This is a genomic window from Nocardioides marmorisolisilvae (genome assembly GCF_031656915.1).
In the GTDB taxonomy this organism is placed as follows: Bacteria; Actinomycetota; Actinomycetes; order Propionibacteriales; family Nocardioidaceae; genus Marmoricola; species Marmoricola terrisoli.
Window position 1 is genome coordinate 739,144 of sequence record NZ_CP134227.1, and the last position, 15,652, is coordinate 754,795.

A 15,652-nucleotide genomic window follows, 5' to 3' on the forward strand; every position below is an offset into this window, starting at 1 on the left:
CATTTCTGGAACCTGTTCTAGTCTAGCCACATGAGCTTACGGACGGGCCCACCCCAGCTGCTGGAGCGTCTGCGCGAGCTCGCGCGGGTGCCCCAGGTGCAGATCCCCGAGGGGCGCTGGCTGGACCTCCCCCGCCGCGGCCGGGTCTGGCTCACCGACGTGCCAGGGCCGGCTGCGGACGCTCCGTCCGTGGTGCTGCTGCACGCGGTCGGATGCACCGGCATGCTCACCTGGTTCCCCGTGGTCGAGGAGCTCTCCCAGCGCTACCGGGTGATCACCTTCGACCAGCGCTGGCACGGCCGCGGGATGGTGTCGGAGCAGTTCTCCCTGCACGACTGCGCCGACGACGTGGCCGCCGTCATCGACGCGCTCGGGCTCCTCGACCCGATCGTCGCCGGCTACTCGATGGGCGGGGTGATCGCCCAGCGGGTCTGGCGCCAGCACCCCGCCTCGGTCGGCGGCCTCGTGCTCGCCGCCACCACCGACCGCTTCCGTACGACGGGCAGCGAGCGCGCCTTCCACCAGGGCATGGAGTGGAGCATGGCGGCGCTGCGGACCCTGTCCCGCTCCAAGGTCGTCAGCGCCACCACCCGACGCACCGCGGAGGCACTGCAGGTGCCGCCGACCGACACCGGCCAGTGGGCGCTGCAGGAATGGCGGAGCACCAGCCCCTGGGCGGTGGCGCAGGCGGTCGCGGCCCTCGGTCGACATCACTCGACACCCTGGCTGTCCCGGATCGACGTCCCCACCGCCGTGGTGGCCACCACCCGCGACCGCGTGATGCCGGTGGAGCGGCAACGCGCGATCGCGGCGCGGATCCCGGGCGCGACCGTGCACGAGGCACCGTGTGGTCATGCCGGCTGCGTGCTGCAGCCGGAGGCGTTCGTCCCCGCCTTCCTGCAGGCCGTGCACACCACGCAGGCCCGGATCCGCGACCGGGTCAGCCCACCGTGAGGGCGTACAGCGCGTCGAGCTCCTCGGTGAAGTCCGCGGCCAGATCCCAGACCAGCGGGATCGACTCCCGGCAGCCGATGATCCCGACGTGCATCCGGCCGTTGCTGCTCATCACGGTGATGTTCAGGCCGGCGCCGTGGAAGATCGGGCCCAGCGGGTAGAGCGCGTCGATCCGGGCGCCGAGCAGGTAGAGGGGCACCGGCGGCCCGGGCACGTTCGAGATCACCAGGTTGTGGATCACCGGGCCGCGGTCGGCCAGGCGCAGACCTGCAACCATCCGGACGGCGAGGCCGAAGGTCCGCGGTGCGGCGAACTCGGCCCAGTCCTGCAGGGTGTCGGCCGGGATCGCCTTGTGGTGGGCCTTGGCCCGCGCATTGCTCACCGCAAGCTGGTGCAATCGCTCGAGCGGGTCGGCGACGTCTGTGCCCAACCGGGTGAACAGCGACGAGACCTTGTTGCTGCCGCCGGTACGGCGGGACTCGGCGCGCACAGACACCGGCACGCTGGCGAGAAGCGAGGACTCCGGCAGCTCGCCCCGGTGCTCGAGGTAGCGACGCAGCGCTCCCCCGCTCACGGTGAGAACCACATCATTGACAGTGGCACCGTCGACGGCGTTCTTGATCTCCCGGACGCGCTCCAGGGACATGTCGACGTAGGCCACCGACCGGTGCCCGGTGATGGTGCCGTTGAACGACGTACGGGGCGCGGTCAGCGGAGCGGCCATCGCCGTACCCGAACGGGCGAGGCCGACAGTCTTGGTGATCAGGTCGGTGGTGGGTGCCATCAGCCTCGCGAGGTGCAGGGGCTTGCCGAGGTTGCTCACCAACCCCCTGGCGACCAGAGCGAGATCGCTCGGCGGCGCGCTCGACGTGCCGGCCTCGGGATCCGCGGGCTCCGGTGCGGCTGCGGGGTCGAGGGTGCACAGGTGCGAGAGCATGTTCGCACCGCTGACCCCGTCAACGCTGGCGTGGTGCATCTTGAGCACCACCGCGACCTGACCGCTCGCCATGCCCTCGATCACCCACATGTCCCACAGCGGACGGGAGCGATCCAGGCCGATCCCGGCAAGGTGGCCGGCGATCTCGGCCACCTCCTTGTCGCCTCCGGGAGCAGGCACAGCCAGCCGGTGGACGTGCCGATCGATGTCGAAGTTCGGGTCCTTCACCCACAGCGGGTGGTCGAGGCCCAGCGGGACCTGGCGCAGCATCCGCACGAACATCGGGATCCGGGCGACCCGGCGCTCGATCTCGTCCTTGAACCCCTCGAAGGAGTAGCCGCCCGGCACGGTCGCCGGGTCCAGGAGCATCAGCCCGCACACGTGCATCAGCTGCTGCGGGGTCTCGAGGTAGAGGAAGCTCGCATCGAGCCCGCTGAGCCGTTCCATGGGGCGAAGTCTAGGGCGGTTCGTGGAACGTGTTCTAGTTGGGTAATCTCGAAGCCATGCCAACCGCCTTCACCGTGCGGCAGGCCGTCCTCGCCGCGCTCGCTGCCAACGCCGTCAAGCCGCTGAACACCGCGGCCACCGCCGTGCCTGCCTTCGCGGCAGGCTGGCTGACCAGCGAGCTCGCGCCACAGCTGCTCGTCGCAGCCACCGTCGACACCCTGGTGTCGTCCCGGCGGCACCGCGCATCCCGCACCGGCGTCGCGTTCGCGGCGGCGACGGCGGCGGGCCTGGCCTGGGTGATCACCCGCGCGCAGGGCACCGGCGCGATCGTCGAGACCAGCCTGCGCGAGGGCGCAGGCGTCGACTACCTGGATCTCCTCGACACCCGGCCCACCGCCGAGGACCTCAAGACCCCGCTGCGGACTCTCGCGCGGCCGTTCAAGATGGCCGACCCGGGCGTCGAGGTGCTCCGCGACATCGCCTACACCGCGGGCGGACGGAAGGCCAAGCTGGACATCTACCGACCCAAGGACGTGGACCTGCACGGCGCACCGGTCCTCATCCAGGTGCATGGCGGCGGCTGGACGATCGGCAAGAAGGAGGAGCAGGGCCTGCTGCTGATGAACCGGATGGCCGCGCGCGGCTGGGTCTGCGTCGCGATCAACTACCGGCTGGCGCCGAAGTACCCCTTCCCCACCCAGATCGTGGACGTGAAGCGCGCGATCGCGTGGGTCCGCGACCACATCGCGTCGTACGGCGGGAGCCCTGACTACCTGGTGCTGACCGGCGGCTCGGCGGGGGGTCACCTGTCCGCCCTCGCCGCGCTGACCCCCGGGGACTTCCAGCCCGGTTTCGAGGATGCGGACACCAGCGTCGCCGGCTGTGTCCCGTTCTACGGCGTCTACGACTGGGTCGGCGACGACGGCGACCGGTTCACCGTCGGTCTTCGCGACAAGTTCCTCGCCGGACGGGTCTATCTGCCGGATCCGAAGGCGCACCTGGACGAGTACCGCGCGGCCTCTCCCCTGCACCGGATCACGCCCGACGCGCCCGACTTCTTCGTCATCCACGGCGCCAACGACACCCTGGTCTCGGTGCGGCAGGCGCGGGCCTTCGTCGCCCGGCTGCGCGAGGTCTCGAAGGCCACCGTCACCTATGCCGAGCTGCCCGGCACCCAGCACGCGTTCGAGGTGTTCGGCTCGATCCGCAGCCACACCACCATCAAGGCCGTCCAGCGCTGGCTGGAGTGGCACCGCGCCACCTGGCTGCGCGAGATGGAACTGCGCTCACCTCTGACGGGTGGATGACCCATTCGGTCTATTGCTCCGCGAACCTGACCGCGGCGATCGTGGAGGGGTGAGGACGCGCACGGGTGCGGCCGGTTTGGCCCTGGCACTGGGGGTCGCGCTCGTGCCGGGGCTGGCGCAGGCGCAGCCGAGCGGCGGATCGACCGCGGGCGTCGTCGTGCGCCCGAGTGCGTCCGGCAGGACGATCGGGCATCACCGGCCGCGCGTGCGCACGGTCTCCGACCCTCCGACCGAGGCTCCCAGGAGGCTGTTGCTCACCGTGCGGGGGACCGCCTCCAAGGTCGCGGTCTACCTGAACTCACGACCCGGCCCGAGGGGTCGCGACGCCCTCCTGGTCACGCGCGCCGTACGGGTGCGACGACACAAGGTGCGGGTCAAGGTGCCGACGGCACTCCGACCGGGCGGGTGGTACGTGGTCGTGTGTCCCGCGCGGACCCGGCACCGCTGTGCGGCATCTCGAACCACCATGGCCAAGCTGCCCGGTGGCGGACACCTGAGTCCACCGGTGCGGGTGACCACTCGACCTGAGGCGGCGCAGGCAGTCACGAAGGCCATCGGCCATCGCGGCGGCACACTGACCACGACAGGTGCGGACGGCACGAAGTTCACCCTGGCGATCGCGGCCGGCTCCGTCCCGGACGGAACGGCGATCACGATGACACCGTTGGCATCGCTCACCGGATCGGGCTGGGCCGGCAAGCTGATCGGTGCGGTCCAACTCGAGCCCTCCGGACTCACCCTCGTGCACGGTGGGACTCTCACCATCACGCCGGTCCATGCGGTCCCGGTGGCCCACCAGGTGGCGTTCGGCTACGAGGCCGGCGGATCGGATCTGGGCCGCGTGCCCTTCGGGCCGACGCGCGCGATGAGGATTCCGATAGCCCACTTCAGCGGGGCCGGCGCGGCAGACGACGGCGGCACGGCACCGCCGAGCACAGGCAGCAGCATCGTCGACTTCTACGAGATCCTGATCGCCGACGTGATCCAGGACATCCGATCGGGACACCTCAGCGAGTCGTCCGGCTTCGACCAGGTCCAGTCGCTGCTCCTCGATGCGCTGGCCGACATCAAACGGGACGAGGTGCCGCCCGGGCTGTCGGGGGACGCCGCCGCCGACCAGGCGATCAAGGACCTGCTCGTGCTGGCCCGTCAGAGCCAGCTCGTGGGCGGCGGCGAGAGCATGTTCGAGAACGTCCGCCCGATCATCCTCAAGCTGCTCGAGGGCAAGTGGAAGCGCGCACAGCAGCGCTGCGCGGACAACAAGGACCTCGCAGAGATCGCCAACGTCGTCGGCGCCGACCGGTCCGAGCAGCTCCTCGGGTACGTCGGGCACGACCTGGCCGACGACTACCAGTGCGCGCGCTTCACCGTGCACTTCGACTCGCGTGCGACGATGACCGGGACCGGTGGCGTGAGCGGCACCATCCAGCTGGAGTACGCCGCCGACCCGATCGTGAGGTTCGACAGCTCGCTGACCCACCTGACCGGTGCCGCCGTGGGTGGCAGCTACAAGACGTGCTCGGGAAGCGTCTCGAACGCTGACGGAAGCTATGGTCCCAGCAGCTGTACGCCGGCCTCCTTCTCGGTGCAGAGTCTGGTCATCGACAATCTGTTGGGCGAGGGCGGCGCGAGCGGGGGCACGATCTCGGTGGACGTCGGCAAGCCGTCGGAGACCTACACCGCGGCGACGGCGCTGGGGTCGCGCGACTACCAGGCGTCGTACTGGCTGGGCTGCTTCCAGAACACCTTCGTCCAGCCGTTCCAGCTCACCGCCGGTAGTGGATCCACCGTGGTCACCGGAACGTCCACGGGTGACTACGCGAAGGGCGACTTGAGCTGCTCGATGGTCACCTCGATCGACGTCGAGCTGACCCCGCCGGCACCGCCCCGGTAGTCCCCATGGCCCGGGCAGCACGCTGCCGGGCCCGGACCGGACGGTCAGCGGGGCATGCCCAGGATGCGCTCGGCGGCGACGTTGCGGAGGATCTGGGTGGTGCCGCCGGCGATCGACAGGCACCGGGTGTTGAGCAGCTCCCACACGTCGTCGCGTACCTCCTCGTCGCCCACGACCGCGCGCTCGCCGTGCATCCTGACCACCAGCTCGGCACCGTCCTGGCGGTTCCGCACGCCGAGGAGCTTCGCGACGCTCGACTCCGCGCCCGGCCCTTGGCCGGCCAGCGACCGCAGCACCGTGCGCACGGCGAGCAGCGAGCACACCGTCGACAGCGCCACCGAGTGGCCGACCTGCACGCGCTGTGCCGCCGGCGTCGCGTCGTCCACCAGCGCCACGGCACGCTCGGTGGACTTGCTCAGCTTGTTGCCGGCCATCGCCACCCGTTCGTTGACCAGGGTGGTCCGGGCCAGTCGCCAGCCGTCGTCGACCTTCCCGACCACGCAGTCGTCGGGCACGAACACGTCGTCGAGGAACACCTCGTTGAACAGTGACTCCCCGGTGATCTCGCGCAGGGGCCGCACCTCCAGGCCGGGGCTGTTGCGCATGTCGACGAGGAAGTAGGTGATCCCCCGGTGCTGCGGGACGTCCGGGTTCGTGCGGGCCAGACAGATTCCCCAGTCGGCGCGCTCGGCGACCGAGGTCCACACCTTCTGGCCGGTCAGTCGCCAGCCGGCGCGCTGTCCTGAGCTCGGCGAGGGCTCGACCCGCACGGCGCGGGTGCGCAGCGAGGCCAGGTCGGAGCCGGAGCCCGGCTCGGAGAAGAGCTGGCACCAGACCAGCTCGCCGAGCAGCGAGGGCCGGACGAACCGATCCCGCTGCGCGTCGGTGCCGTGCTCGAGGATCGTCGGCAGCGCCCAGCCCGCGATCACGATGTCGGGCCGCACGACGCCCGCCCGGTCGAGCTCCTGATCGATGACGATCTGGGTCACGGGATCGGCGCCCACGCCGTACGGCGGCGACCAGTGCGGCGTCAGGTATCCCGCGTCCACCAGCGCCCGCCGCTGCTCGTGGTCGGGCGCGGCTGCGATCGCCTCGCAGCGGGCCCGCACCTCGGAGCGCACCGCCTCGTCGCGCCCCTCGAGGTCGAGGTCGATCCGCCGGCGTACGCCGGCCGCCGCCCGGCCGGCGAGCCGCTCCGCCGCCGCGTCAGCGTCCCCCACCAGCGCCCGGAGCGAGACGGCCCGGCGCAGGTAGAGGTGCGCGTCGTGCTCGAAGGTGAAGCCGATGCCGCCCAGCACCTGGATGCATGCCCTGGCGTTCTCGACGGCTCCGTCGAAGGCCACCGCCAGGGCCACGTCGGCGGCGAAGTCCCACTGCTCCTCGTCACCGACGGCGGCGGCGTTCGCGACATCCCAGCCCGCGGCGGTCACCGACTCGGCCGTCTCGAGCATCTCGGCGCACAGGTGCTTGATCGCCTGGAAGCTGCCGATCTTCTTGCCGAACTGCTCCCGGACCCCGGCGTACTCGACGGCAGTGGCCAGGCACCAGCGCGCCACCCCGGCGGCCTCGGCGGCGGCGAGGGTGACCGTCATCCGTCGTACGGCGGCATTGGCGAGTCCGTCGACCCGCACCGATCCGGCGACCGAGCCCGGCTCGATGACCTCATGGGCACCGAACCGCCTGGTGAGGTCAAGGCCGACGCGTGGCTCGAGGTCCACCGCGGCAGCCGGCACCAGCCACCAGCGGTCTGCCGGATCCGGCAAGAGGAGGTGGGTGGCGCTCGGCGCGTCCCACACCCGTCCGCGGGTCAGCCCGAGGCCGACCACGCTGTCCGGCGCCAGTCCCGCGCCTGCTGACGTACCGGAGAGCAGCAGCCTGGCCACGGTGCTGCCGAGCAGCGCACCGGGCACGAGCGCGTGCGCACAGGCCTCGAGCGCGACGGCGACGTCGAGGACGGAGCCATCGCCGCCACTGTCGGACTCAGGCAGCCCGATGGTCGCGACCCCCATCTCGGCGACGGCGCGCCACACCCCGCCGAATCCGGCAGCGGTCTCCGCCTCGGCAGCCCGGGCGCTCGCGATCCCGTTGATACCGTCGGCCCACTTGCGCAGGCTGGCCGCCAGCTCGACGTGCTCGTCGGAGATCCCGATCGACATGCGTGCCCTTCCGGTCGCGCCCAAAACTAGAACCTGTTCCAATGCTACTAGGCTGGCGCCGTGTCCGACATCCCCGCCGACCTGCACGCCCGTGCGCGCGCCGCCAAGGGGTTCATGCCCGAGGACGAGGGCGTCTTCTTGCACCGAACCGCCCTTGCCCACCTCGCCGACGGCCCAGCCCTGGAGATCGGGACCTACTGCGGGAAGTCGGCGATCTATCTCGGCGCCGCGGCCCGGCAGACCGACAGCACCGTCTTCACGCTCGACCACCACCGTGGCTCGGAGGAGAACCAGGCTGGCTGGGAGCACCATGACCCGACCCTGGTCGACGACGAGACCGGGCTGATGGACACCTTGCCGATCTTCCGCAGGACGATCGCCGCCGCCGGGCTGGAAGACCGGGTCGTCGCGGTCGTCGGGCGATCCACCACGGTCGCCCTGCACTGGCGCACCCCGCTCGCCCTTCTCTTCATCGACGGCGGCCACGCCGAGGTGCACGCCCAGAACGACTACTCCGGCTTCGCCCCCTGGGTCCAGCCGGGGGGCGCACTGGTCATCCACGACGTCTTCGAGAGCCCTGAGGACGGCGGCCAGGCGCCGTACCACGTGTGGCAGCGAGCAGTCTCGGGCGGCTCCTTCGAGCCGCGCGAGACCGTCGGGTCGATGCGGGTGCTCGAGCGGATCTCAGGAGCGGCCGGCGAGGACGTCGGCTGAGTCCTCCGCGTCGACGCACCCGCACTCGAGGGCGATCTCGCTGAAGTGGTTGGCCAACGTGTGCCCGCGCATGATCCCCGCGCCCGGCGTGGTTCCGGAGAGCTCGTCCGCGGCGAGAATCACCGCGGCCGCGGTGTAGGTGGTGTGCTCGACGGGCCAGTTGACATCGTCGGGGTAGACATAGCCGGTCCAGTAGCGACCGCCCTCGTCGCGCAGGTGCTGCATGTCGGCGAAGAGCTGCATCGCCCGCTCCCGCTCGTCGAGCGCGTCCAGCGCCATCACCAGCTCACAGGTCTCGGCACCGGTCACCCAGTTGTTGGTCTCCACGCATTTGATGCCCAGGCCGGGGACCACGAACTGCTCCCAGCGCTCCGCGACGAGCTCCAGCCCGGCCCGGCCGCGGACGGCGCCGCCGAGAATCGGGTAGTACCAGTCCATCGAGAACGTCGACTTGTCCAAGAACTGGTCGCGGTGCTCGCGCAGAGCGTGCCCGAGCCGGCCGCCGGTCAGCTCCCAGTCGGGCTGCGACTCTCCCACCAGGTCGGCGAGCGCCACCCCGGCACGCAATGACTGGTAGATGCTCGAGGACCCCGCGAGCAGGGCCTGCTCGTTGACCCGCGCCGGACGCCCGTCGTGCCATTCCTGGGACCATGCGATGCCGCCGAAGGGCAGCTGCATGCCCGCGACGAAGTCGAGGCCACGGCGTACGACGGGCCAGAGCCGCTCTACGACGGCGAAGTCGCGGCGGACCAGCCAGTGGTGCCACAGTCCGACGGCGAGGTAGGCCGACATGTTCGTCTCGCCGCTGGCGTCCTCGATCTGCCCGGCCACGACCTTCATCGCCCACGATCCGTCGGGGCGCTGGGTGCGCGCGCACCACTCTAGGGCACGCTCGGCGGCCTCGACCTGGCCCCCGACGAGAAGCGCCATCGCCGCCTCGACGTGGTTCCAGACGTCGGTGTGCTCGCCGGGCGTCCACGGCACCGCACCGCTCGGCTCTTGCATCGCAGCGATGGAGGCAGCGGTCTCGGCGACCTCCGCAGCGGTGAGGATGCCGTCGACGGATGGGATCGACTGCAGCATCGCGCGCTACTCCGGCTTGTGGAAGTACAGCACCATGCTCTTGCCGACCAGCGGGTTCAGCAGCTTCTCGGCGCCGCGGGTCAGGGTGCTCCAGCCGCGAGCGCGCATGATGTCCCACACCAGCACCTGGTGATAGGCCTTCACCAGCGGGTTCTGGTCGTTGGACACACCGACGGCGCACTTGAGCCACCAGTACGGCGAGTGCAGGCCGTGGGCGTAGTCGATTCCGTCGTACTCCAGGCCGGCGTTGACGGCCTTGCCGATCAGCTCCTTGTCGGAGTAGATCCGGATGTGCCCACCGGGAGTGTTGTGGTAGTCGTCGGACAGCTTCCAGCAGACCACCTCGGGCAGCCAGCGCGGCACGGTCAGCGCCATGGTGCCGCCCGGACGCAGCACGCGGACGAGCTCGTCGATCGCCCGGATGTCGTTCGGGATGTGCTCGAGCACCTCGGAGGCGACCACCCGGTCGAACTCACCGTCGGCGAACGGCAGCTCGAGCGCGTCGCCCTCCTTGATGTCGGCCTCGGCGCCGGCCGGCACCTCGCCGGCCTCCTTCATCGCGCCGAACAGGTCCAGCACCTCGGCAAGCGCATCTGCGTCCTGGTCGAAGGCGACCACGTCGGCCCCACGGCGGTACATCTCGAAGGCGTGCCTGCCGGCACCGCAGCCCATGTCGATGACCCGGTCACCCGGTCGTAGGCCGAGCCGGTCGAAGTCAACGGTCAGCATTACTGGCTCCTGATGGTTGGGGGGCTCCTGATGGTTGAGGGCTCCTGGTGGTCGAGCGCTCGAAGTCCTCGATGACACGTTCGTAGGCCGCGGCGGTCGCGACCGCGACGGCGCGCCAGCTGAACCGCTCCTGGGCCCGGGCCCGGGCGGCCCGGCCCATCCGGTCGCGACGCTCCGGGTCGTCCAGCAGGGCCGCGATGGTCGCGGTCAACTGGCCGACGTCGCCGGGGGCGACCATGTCCGCACACTCACCGTCCGGTCCGACCACTTCGGGTATCGCACCAGTCCGGCTGACCACAAGGGGGGTCGCACAGGCCATCAGCTCGGCGGTCGGCAGCGAGAATCCCTCGTAGAGCGACGGCACGCAGCCGATCTCGGCGGACCCCATCACCCGGACCAGCTCCTCGTCGCTGATCCCGTTGACGAAGCTCACGTCATCGCCGATGCCGAGCTGCTCGATGAGCTGCTCCGTGCGGCCGCCGGGCGTGGGCCGGGTGACCAGCAGCAGCTCCACCTCGCGTTCGGTGCGCAGCTTCGCGAAGGCCTCGAGCAGGGTCGCGATGCCCTTCATCGGCGCATCCGCGCTGGCCATCGCCACGATCCGGCCGGGCACCCGAGGCTCGAGCGGAGGCACGAAGCACTCGTCGACACCGAGCGGGATCACCTGCATCCGCTCCGGGTCGACGCCGAAGTCCTTGGCGACGTCGCGCTTCGAGGACTCCGACGGCAGCAGGATCCAGCGGGCTCGGCGGGCCACCGCGCCCTGCATCCGCAAGAAGCCGTACCAGCGACGCAGGGTCAGCCGCTTGCGCCAGGAGGTCGCCGCGGCGAGGTCCACCCGGCGGTCGAACGTGATCGGGTGATGCAGGGTGGTGAGCACCGGGAGCCCCAGCTCGCCCTCGATCCGGGCGATGCCGTGGGCCAGCACCTGGTTGTCGTGGACGACGTCGAAGTCGCCCGCCCGGGAGCGCAGGACCCGCAGCACCCGCCTGCCGAAGGTGCGCGGCTCGGGGAATCCTGCGGTGCACATGATGGCGAACTCCTGCGCATCGACCAGGTCGCGGAACTCCCAGGGCCAGACCATCCGGAACGGGTCGGGCTCGCGGTACAGGTCCAGGCTCGGCACCGGGGTGAGCGCGACGCCGGGGTCCAGCTCTGGGTACGGCTGGCCCGAGAAGACCTCGACCGTGTGTCCGAGAGCGGTGAGCTCGCGACTGAGGTGGCGTACGTAGACGCCCTGACCGCCGCAGTGGGGCTTGCTGCGATACGACAGGAGTGCGATGCGCAAAGGGAGCCCCTCCGGGAGGAAAACAGCCGCGGAGCGACTGGAACGTGTTTCTATTCTACCGAATCCGGCTGTTAGCCTAACCGTCGTGAGCACGGTGAACTCGTTGACGGCCGACGATCTCGGGTCGGCGGCCCAACGCGACCGTCGTCGCAGGATCCTGGATGCCACGACGGAGATCGCGTCGCGGGGCGGCTTCGACGCCGTACAGATGCGCGCTGTCGCCCAGCAGGCCGACGTCGCACTGGGCACGCTCTACCGCTACTTCCCGTCCAAGATCCACCTCCTGGTCTCGGCCCTCGCGGTGCGCTTCGAGACCAACCAGGCGGCGCTCGGCAGCCGGCCGATCCCCGGCGACACCGCGGCCGAGCGGGTGATCCAGGTGCTCAAGCGGGCCACCCGCGGCATGCAGGGCGACCCGCACCTGACCGAGGCACTGACCCGGGCGTTCATGTTCGCGGACAAGTCCGTGGCCGGCGAGATCCATGTGGTCGGGATGCAGCTGACCTCGATGCTGACCCGGGCGATGCAGGGATCTGACTACGTCGAGGGCGCCGAGCCCACCGAGGACGACATCGCGATCGCCCGGGTGATCAGCGACGTCTGGCTCTCGGCGCTGGTCTCGTGGGTGACCGGACGGGCCACGGCCGAGGAGGTCGCCGACCACATCGAGACCGCCGTCCGGCTGCTGCTGCGCGACTGACCGGCTAGCCACCGAACGCGTGCGTGGCGGTGGCTCCGCCGTCGATGGCGATCTCGGCGCCGGTGACGAAGCTCGACTCGTCGCTGGCCAGGTAGACGTAGAGCGGGGCGATGTCCGCAGGCGTCCCGACCCGCTTGAGGGCCACCTTCGACGCACCGAACTCCATCGCGGCGTCGCCGCCGTGCGGCCGGGTCATCGGAGTGTCGATCATCCCAGGGTGGATCGAGTTGACCCGGATGCCCTTCGGACCGAGCTCGAGGGCTGCCGCCTTGGTCATCCCACGGATGGCGAACTTGGTGCCGGCGTACGCCGTGCACATCGGCATCCCGGCCAGGCCCTCGATCGAGGAGGCGTTGATGATCGAGCCGCCGCCGTTCTTGCGCATCGTCCGCGCCACCGACTTCATGCCCAGGAAGCAGCCCATCGCATTGACCCGGAAGAGCAACTCGAACTCGGCCTGCTCCATCCGCTCCACTTCGGCGAAGCGCAGGATCCCGGCGTTGTTGGCGAGCACGTTGACCGGGCCGAAGCGCTCGTTGACGTCGGCGACGAGCGCGATCCAGGAGCTCTCGTCGCTGACGTCGTGGTGCCGGAAGTACGCCGCTCCCGGTGCCTTCTGCTCCAGGTCCTTGGCCAACAGCTCGCCCAGCTCGTCGGCGACGTCCGCGATCACCACCTTCGCGCCCTCGCCGACGAAGGCGCGGCAGATCTCCGCGCCCTGTCCCTGCGCACCGCCGGTGACGATCGCCACCTTGCCGTCGAGTCGTCCCATGGTCGTCTTCCTGCCTGTCGTGGTGTGACCTGTCGTGATGTTGATCGTGTCTCGCGCCGATGCGCGGTCAGTCGCGCGCGCGGAGCCTGCCGACCTCGTCGGCCGCGAAGCCCACCGCTGGGTCGCGGTCGGCGAAGTAGCTGCCGATCTGCTTGTCGAGGCCGTCGAGATCCCAGGTGTCCGCGCCGGTCAGGTCGAACCGCTCGGCCACGGTGGGAGCCGCCAGCAGCGCCACCATGCCGCCGTACACGACGAACACCTGACCGGTGATCCGTGACGCCGCCGGCGAGGCCAAGTAGGCGACCAGCGGAGCGACGTGCTCGGGGCTGTAGGGGTCGATGCCGTCGCCCGGCTCCGCAGCGCCGAACACGTCGGCAGTCATCGCTGTGCGCGCTCGCGGGCAGATCGCGTTGGCGCGGACGCCGGAGCGACCGAGCGCCCGCGAGGTGGAGAGGGTGAGCGCCACGATGCCCGCCTTGGCAGCGGCATAGTTCGGCTGGCCCGGCGGTCCGAAGAGGAACGCCTCCGAGGCGGTGTTGACCACGCTGGCGTTCACCGGCTCCCCGGTCTGCTTGGCGCGGTCACGCCAGTACGCCGCTGCGTTGCGGGACAGCAGGAAGTGGCCGCGCAGGTGGATGCGGACGACGAGGTCGAACTCCTCGTCGGTCATGTTGAACAGCATCTTGTCGCGGGTGACGCCGGCGTTGTTGACGACGACATCGAGGCTGCCGAACCCATCGACGGCCGCCGCCACCATCGCGTCAGCGGTACTGCGCTCCCCCACATCGCCCTCCACCACCCGTACGTCGCCGCCACCGGCCCGGATCTCGTCCGCGGCCTCGTCGGCCGCTCCGGGCAGGTCGTTGAGCACGACCCGGGCACCCGCGCGACTCAGCGCCAGGGCCTCGGCGCGCCCGAGTCCCGCGCCGGCTCCGGTCACGACGGCGACGCGGCCGTCCAGGTCGTGGGCTGGGGGCACGCTCACTCGTCCTCGACGATGCTCAGGGCGGACTTCGGGCATGCCGCGACCGCTTGCTCGATGCGAGCACGGTTCTCGTCGGTCACCGTCGGGTCGTCGACCTGTAGGTAGTCGTCGTCGTCGATCCGGAACACGTCGGGTGCCACCGCCTCACACAGGGCGTTGGACTCGCACAGGTCGTAGTCGACCTTCACCTTGGCCATCGATTCGCTCCTTGTCGTCATGCCCCGTTGTCATGCCTGGGCAGGGCCCCGTTCATCTTGCGGTGGTCCCAGCTGGCGACCTTGACGGGCTCGACGACGACGCCGACCCGCTTGCGCGCCTGGCCGTCGACGATCTGGTCGCCCAACTCGCCGAGGTCGGCGCCGCCGGCCATCGCCGAGACGACCCTCGTTCCGAGGGCGCGCACCTCGTCGAGCTCCTCGACGAGTCGCGCGGTCCCCTGGATGCTGACGCCGCGCAGCTCGGCGTACTCGGTGCCGTCCTCCACCAGGCAGCTGATCCGCGCGTCGCGGCGCAGGTTGGCGATCTTCTGGGAGCTGCGGTAGGTCCAGAACGCGATCCGGCCGTCGACGAGCGTGTAGAACAGCGTGGTCAGGTGGGGGGCGCCGTCCGGGCCCACGGTCGCCACCTGCACCTTCAGGTTGGCGGCGAGGAAGTCGTCGAGCTCCCGCTCGGTGAGCCGGACCGCGCTGCGTCCGCTGGCCATCGCTAGCTCCCCTCGCTGGAGTGACCGGGGAAGACGTGCGCCTCGGGGTCGATCACCACGGCGGCATTGTTGACCGCAGTGGCAACCTCACCGAAGCCGGTGGCGATCAGCCGCACCTTGCCCGGGTACTCGTTGATGTCTCCGGCGGCGAAGACCCGCGGAAGGTTGGTGCGCATCGCCGAGTCGACCACGATGTGCCGCTTGTCCAGCTCGAGGCCCCAGTCCTTCATCGCCGAGAGGTCCGCGACGAAGCCCAGCGCGGCGACGACCGACTGTGCGGGTCGGGTGAGCACCTCGCCGTCCTTGCGGCTGATCTCGACACCCTCGACCCGGCCGTCGCCCAGAATCCGGGTCACCTCGGCGTTGACCACCACCTCGGTGGGCCCCGCGAGGACCGCGTCGACGGTCGCCTGGTGGGCTCGGAACGCGTCACGTCGATGCACCAGGGTGACCGACTTCGCGATCGGCTGCAGGCTGTGGGCCCAGTCGAAGGCGCTGTCCCCTCCACCGACGATCACGACCTCGCGGCCGGCGTACTCGGCGAAGGACGGCACGAAGAACACCAGTCCGCGACCCTCCCAGCCGTCGCCGGCCGGCAGAGCCCGCGGCGTGAACTTGCCGATGCCGGCGGTGATGATGACGGCCTTGGCGGTGACGGTGGCGCCGTCGTCGAGGGTCATGGTCACCCCGGTAGCCGCGTCGGTCTCCAGGCCGACGGCCGTGCGCTCGAGGAGGTACGTCGGGTTCGCGCTGGCGGCCTGCTGCACCAGCTGCTCGACCAGCTCGCGGCCCTTGATCATCGGGAAGCCGCCGACGTCGAGGATCTCCTTCTCCGGGTAGAGGGCGGAGACCTGACCACCGAGCTCGGGCAGCGAGTCGACCAGGGTGACGCGGAAGCCGCGGAAACCTGCGTAGTACGCACCGAACAGGCCGGCAGGGCCCGCGCCGACGATCAGCAGATCGGTGTCGACCATCTCGCTCCT

General features: G+C 70.5%; 15 protein-coding genes. 5 read left to right on the forward strand and 10 right to left on the reverse strand.

Annotated features, from left to right (window positions below; all coding sequences use genetic code 11):
• Positions 1-30 precede the first annotated feature (30 nt).
• Positions 31-954, forward strand: a complete 924-nt coding sequence (locus tag Q9R13_RS03570; protein WP_310963698.1) for an alpha/beta fold hydrolase — start codon at positions 31-33, stop codon at positions 952-954.
• Here the strand turns inward: Q9R13_RS03570 and Q9R13_RS03575 are convergent.
• Positions 941-2,338 carry a WS/DGAT/MGAT family O-acyltransferase gene (locus tag Q9R13_RS03575; protein ID WP_310963700.1) on the reverse strand — a complete coding sequence of 466 codons (1,398 nt, stop codon included), beginning with the start codon at positions 2,336-2,338 and terminating at the stop codon, positions 941-943. The two genes, Q9R13_RS03570 and Q9R13_RS03575, sit on opposite strands and share 14 nt — an antisense overlap.
• A 56-nt stretch (positions 2,339-2,394) precedes the next feature.
• Here Q9R13_RS03575 and Q9R13_RS03580 point away from each other — a divergent pair, with 56 nt between their 5' ends.
• Entirely contained in the window at positions 2,395-3,645 is a 1,251-nt protein-coding gene (locus Q9R13_RS03580; RefSeq protein WP_310963701.1) for an alpha/beta hydrolase, read from the forward strand.
• A gap of 49 nt (positions 3,646-3,694) precedes the next feature.
• The gene (locus Q9R13_RS03585) at positions 3,695-5,539 is read left to right on the forward strand and encodes a hypothetical protein (RefSeq protein WP_310963702.1); all 1,845 of its coding nucleotides are present in this window, start codon (positions 3,695-3,697) and stop codon (positions 5,537-5,539) included.
• A gap of 44 nt (positions 5,540-5,583) precedes the next feature.
• Here Q9R13_RS03585 and Q9R13_RS03590 read toward each other — a convergent pair whose 3' ends face one another.
• The gene (locus Q9R13_RS03590) at positions 5,584-7,695 is read right to left on the reverse strand and encodes an acyl-CoA dehydrogenase (RefSeq protein ID WP_310963703.1); all 2,112 of its coding nucleotides are present in this window, start codon (positions 7,693-7,695) and stop codon (positions 5,584-5,586) included.
• Between the two features lie 60 nt (positions 7,696-7,755).
• Between Q9R13_RS03590 and Q9R13_RS03595 the strand changes: the two genes are divergently transcribed.
• Complete coding sequence (locus tag Q9R13_RS03595) at positions 7,756-8,409, forward strand: class I SAM-dependent methyltransferase (RefSeq protein ID WP_310963704.1); 654 nt, start codon at positions 7,756-7,758, stop codon at positions 8,407-8,409.
• Here Q9R13_RS03595 and Q9R13_RS03600 read toward each other — a convergent pair.
• From Q9R13_RS03600 to Q9R13_RS03610, 3 genes are read right to left on the reverse strand one after another with little or no spacing between them, the layout of a single operon-like run.
• Entirely contained in the window at positions 8,380-9,492 is a 1,113-nt protein-coding gene (locus Q9R13_RS03600) for a prenyltransferase (RefSeq protein WP_310963705.1), read from the reverse strand. The genes Q9R13_RS03595 and Q9R13_RS03600 overlap by 30 nt on opposite strands.
• A gap of 6 nt (positions 9,493-9,498) precedes the next feature.
• Positions 9,499-10,221: a class I SAM-dependent methyltransferase gene (locus Q9R13_RS03605; RefSeq protein WP_310963706.1), complete on the reverse strand. Its 723-nt coding sequence runs from the start codon at positions 10,219-10,221 to the stop codon at positions 9,499-9,501.
• Positions 10,208-11,509 carry a glycosyltransferase family 4 protein gene (locus Q9R13_RS03610; protein ID WP_310963707.1) on the reverse strand — a complete coding sequence of 434 codons (1,302 nt, stop codon included), beginning with the start codon at positions 11,507-11,509 and terminating at the stop codon, positions 10,208-10,210. Before Q9R13_RS03610 ends, Q9R13_RS03605 begins: the two co-directional genes overlap by 14 nt.
• A gap of 85 nt (positions 11,510-11,594) precedes the next feature.
• On the opposite strand from Q9R13_RS03610, the gene Q9R13_RS03615 reads away from it, so the two are divergent.
• Complete coding sequence (locus tag Q9R13_RS03615; protein WP_310963708.1) at positions 11,595-12,209, forward strand: TetR family transcriptional regulator; 615 nt, start codon at positions 11,595-11,597, stop codon at positions 12,207-12,209.
• A 4-nt stretch (positions 12,210-12,213) separates the two neighbouring features.
• Here the strand turns inward: Q9R13_RS03615 and Q9R13_RS03620 are convergent, their stop codons facing one another.
• The 5 genes from Q9R13_RS03620 to Q9R13_RS03640 form a co-directional block, all read right to left on the reverse strand.
• Positions 12,214-12,981: an SDR family NAD(P)-dependent oxidoreductase gene (locus Q9R13_RS03620; protein ID WP_310963709.1), complete on the reverse strand. Its 768-nt coding sequence runs from the start codon at positions 12,979-12,981 to the stop codon at positions 12,214-12,216.
• Positions 12,982-13,048: 67 nt separating this feature from the next.
• Positions 13,049-13,966 carry a 3-oxoacyl-ACP reductase gene (locus tag Q9R13_RS03625; protein WP_310963710.1) on the reverse strand — a complete coding sequence of 306 codons (918 nt, stop codon included), beginning with the start codon at positions 13,964-13,966 and terminating at the stop codon, positions 13,049-13,051.
• Entirely contained in the window at positions 13,963-14,163 is a 201-nt protein-coding gene (locus tag Q9R13_RS03630) for a ferredoxin (RefSeq protein WP_310963711.1), read from the reverse strand. Before Q9R13_RS03630 ends, Q9R13_RS03625 begins: the two co-directional genes overlap by 4 nt.
• A 17-nt stretch (positions 14,164-14,180) precedes the next feature.
• Entirely contained in the window at positions 14,181-14,669 is a 489-nt protein-coding gene (locus Q9R13_RS03635; protein WP_310963712.1) for a pyridoxamine 5'-phosphate oxidase family protein, read from the reverse strand.
• A gap of 2 nt (positions 14,670-14,671) precedes the next feature.
• The gene (locus Q9R13_RS03640; protein ID WP_310963713.1) at positions 14,672-15,643 is read right to left on the reverse strand and encodes an NAD(P)/FAD-dependent oxidoreductase; all 972 of its coding nucleotides are present in this window, start codon (positions 15,641-15,643) and stop codon (positions 14,672-14,674) included.
• Positions 15,644-15,652 lie beyond the last annotated feature (9 nt).

Coding starts and splice junctions, on each gene's coding strand:
- Q9R13_RS03570 (WP_310963698.1), top strand. CDS start 31: ATGAGCTTACGGACGGGCCCACCCCAGCTGCTGGAGCGTCTGCGCGAG.
- Q9R13_RS03575 (WP_310963700.1), bottom strand. CDS start 2,338: ATGGAACGGCTCAGCGGGCTCGATGCGAGCTTCCTCTACCTCGAGACC.
- Q9R13_RS03580 (WP_310963701.1), top strand. CDS start 2,395: ATGCCAACCGCCTTCACCGTGCGGCAGGCCGTCCTCGCCGCGCTCGCT.
- Q9R13_RS03590 (WP_310963703.1), bottom strand. CDS start 7,695: ATGTCGATCGGGATCTCCGACGAGCACGTCGAGCTGGCGGCCAGCCTG.
- Q9R13_RS03600 (WP_310963705.1), bottom strand. CDS start 9,492: ATGCTGCAGTCGATCCCATCCGTCGACGGCATCCTCACCGCTGCGGAG.
- Q9R13_RS03605 (WP_310963706.1), bottom strand. CDS start 10,221: ATGCTGACCGTTGACTTCGACCGGCTCGGCCTACGACCGGGTGACCGG.
- Q9R13_RS03620 (WP_310963709.1), bottom strand. CDS start 12,981: ATGGGACGACTCGACGGCAAGGTGGCGATCGTCACCGGCGGTGCGCAG.
- Q9R13_RS03630 (WP_310963711.1), bottom strand. CDS start 14,163: ATGGCCAAGGTGAAGGTCGACTACGACCTGTGCGAGTCCAACGCCCTG.
- Q9R13_RS03635 (WP_310963712.1), bottom strand. CDS start 14,669: ATGGCCAGCGGACGCAGCGCGGTCCGGCTCACCGAGCGGGAGCTCGAC.
- Q9R13_RS03640 (WP_310963713.1), bottom strand. CDS start 15,643: ATGGTCGACACCGATCTGCTGATCGTCGGCGCGGGCCCTGCCGGCCTG.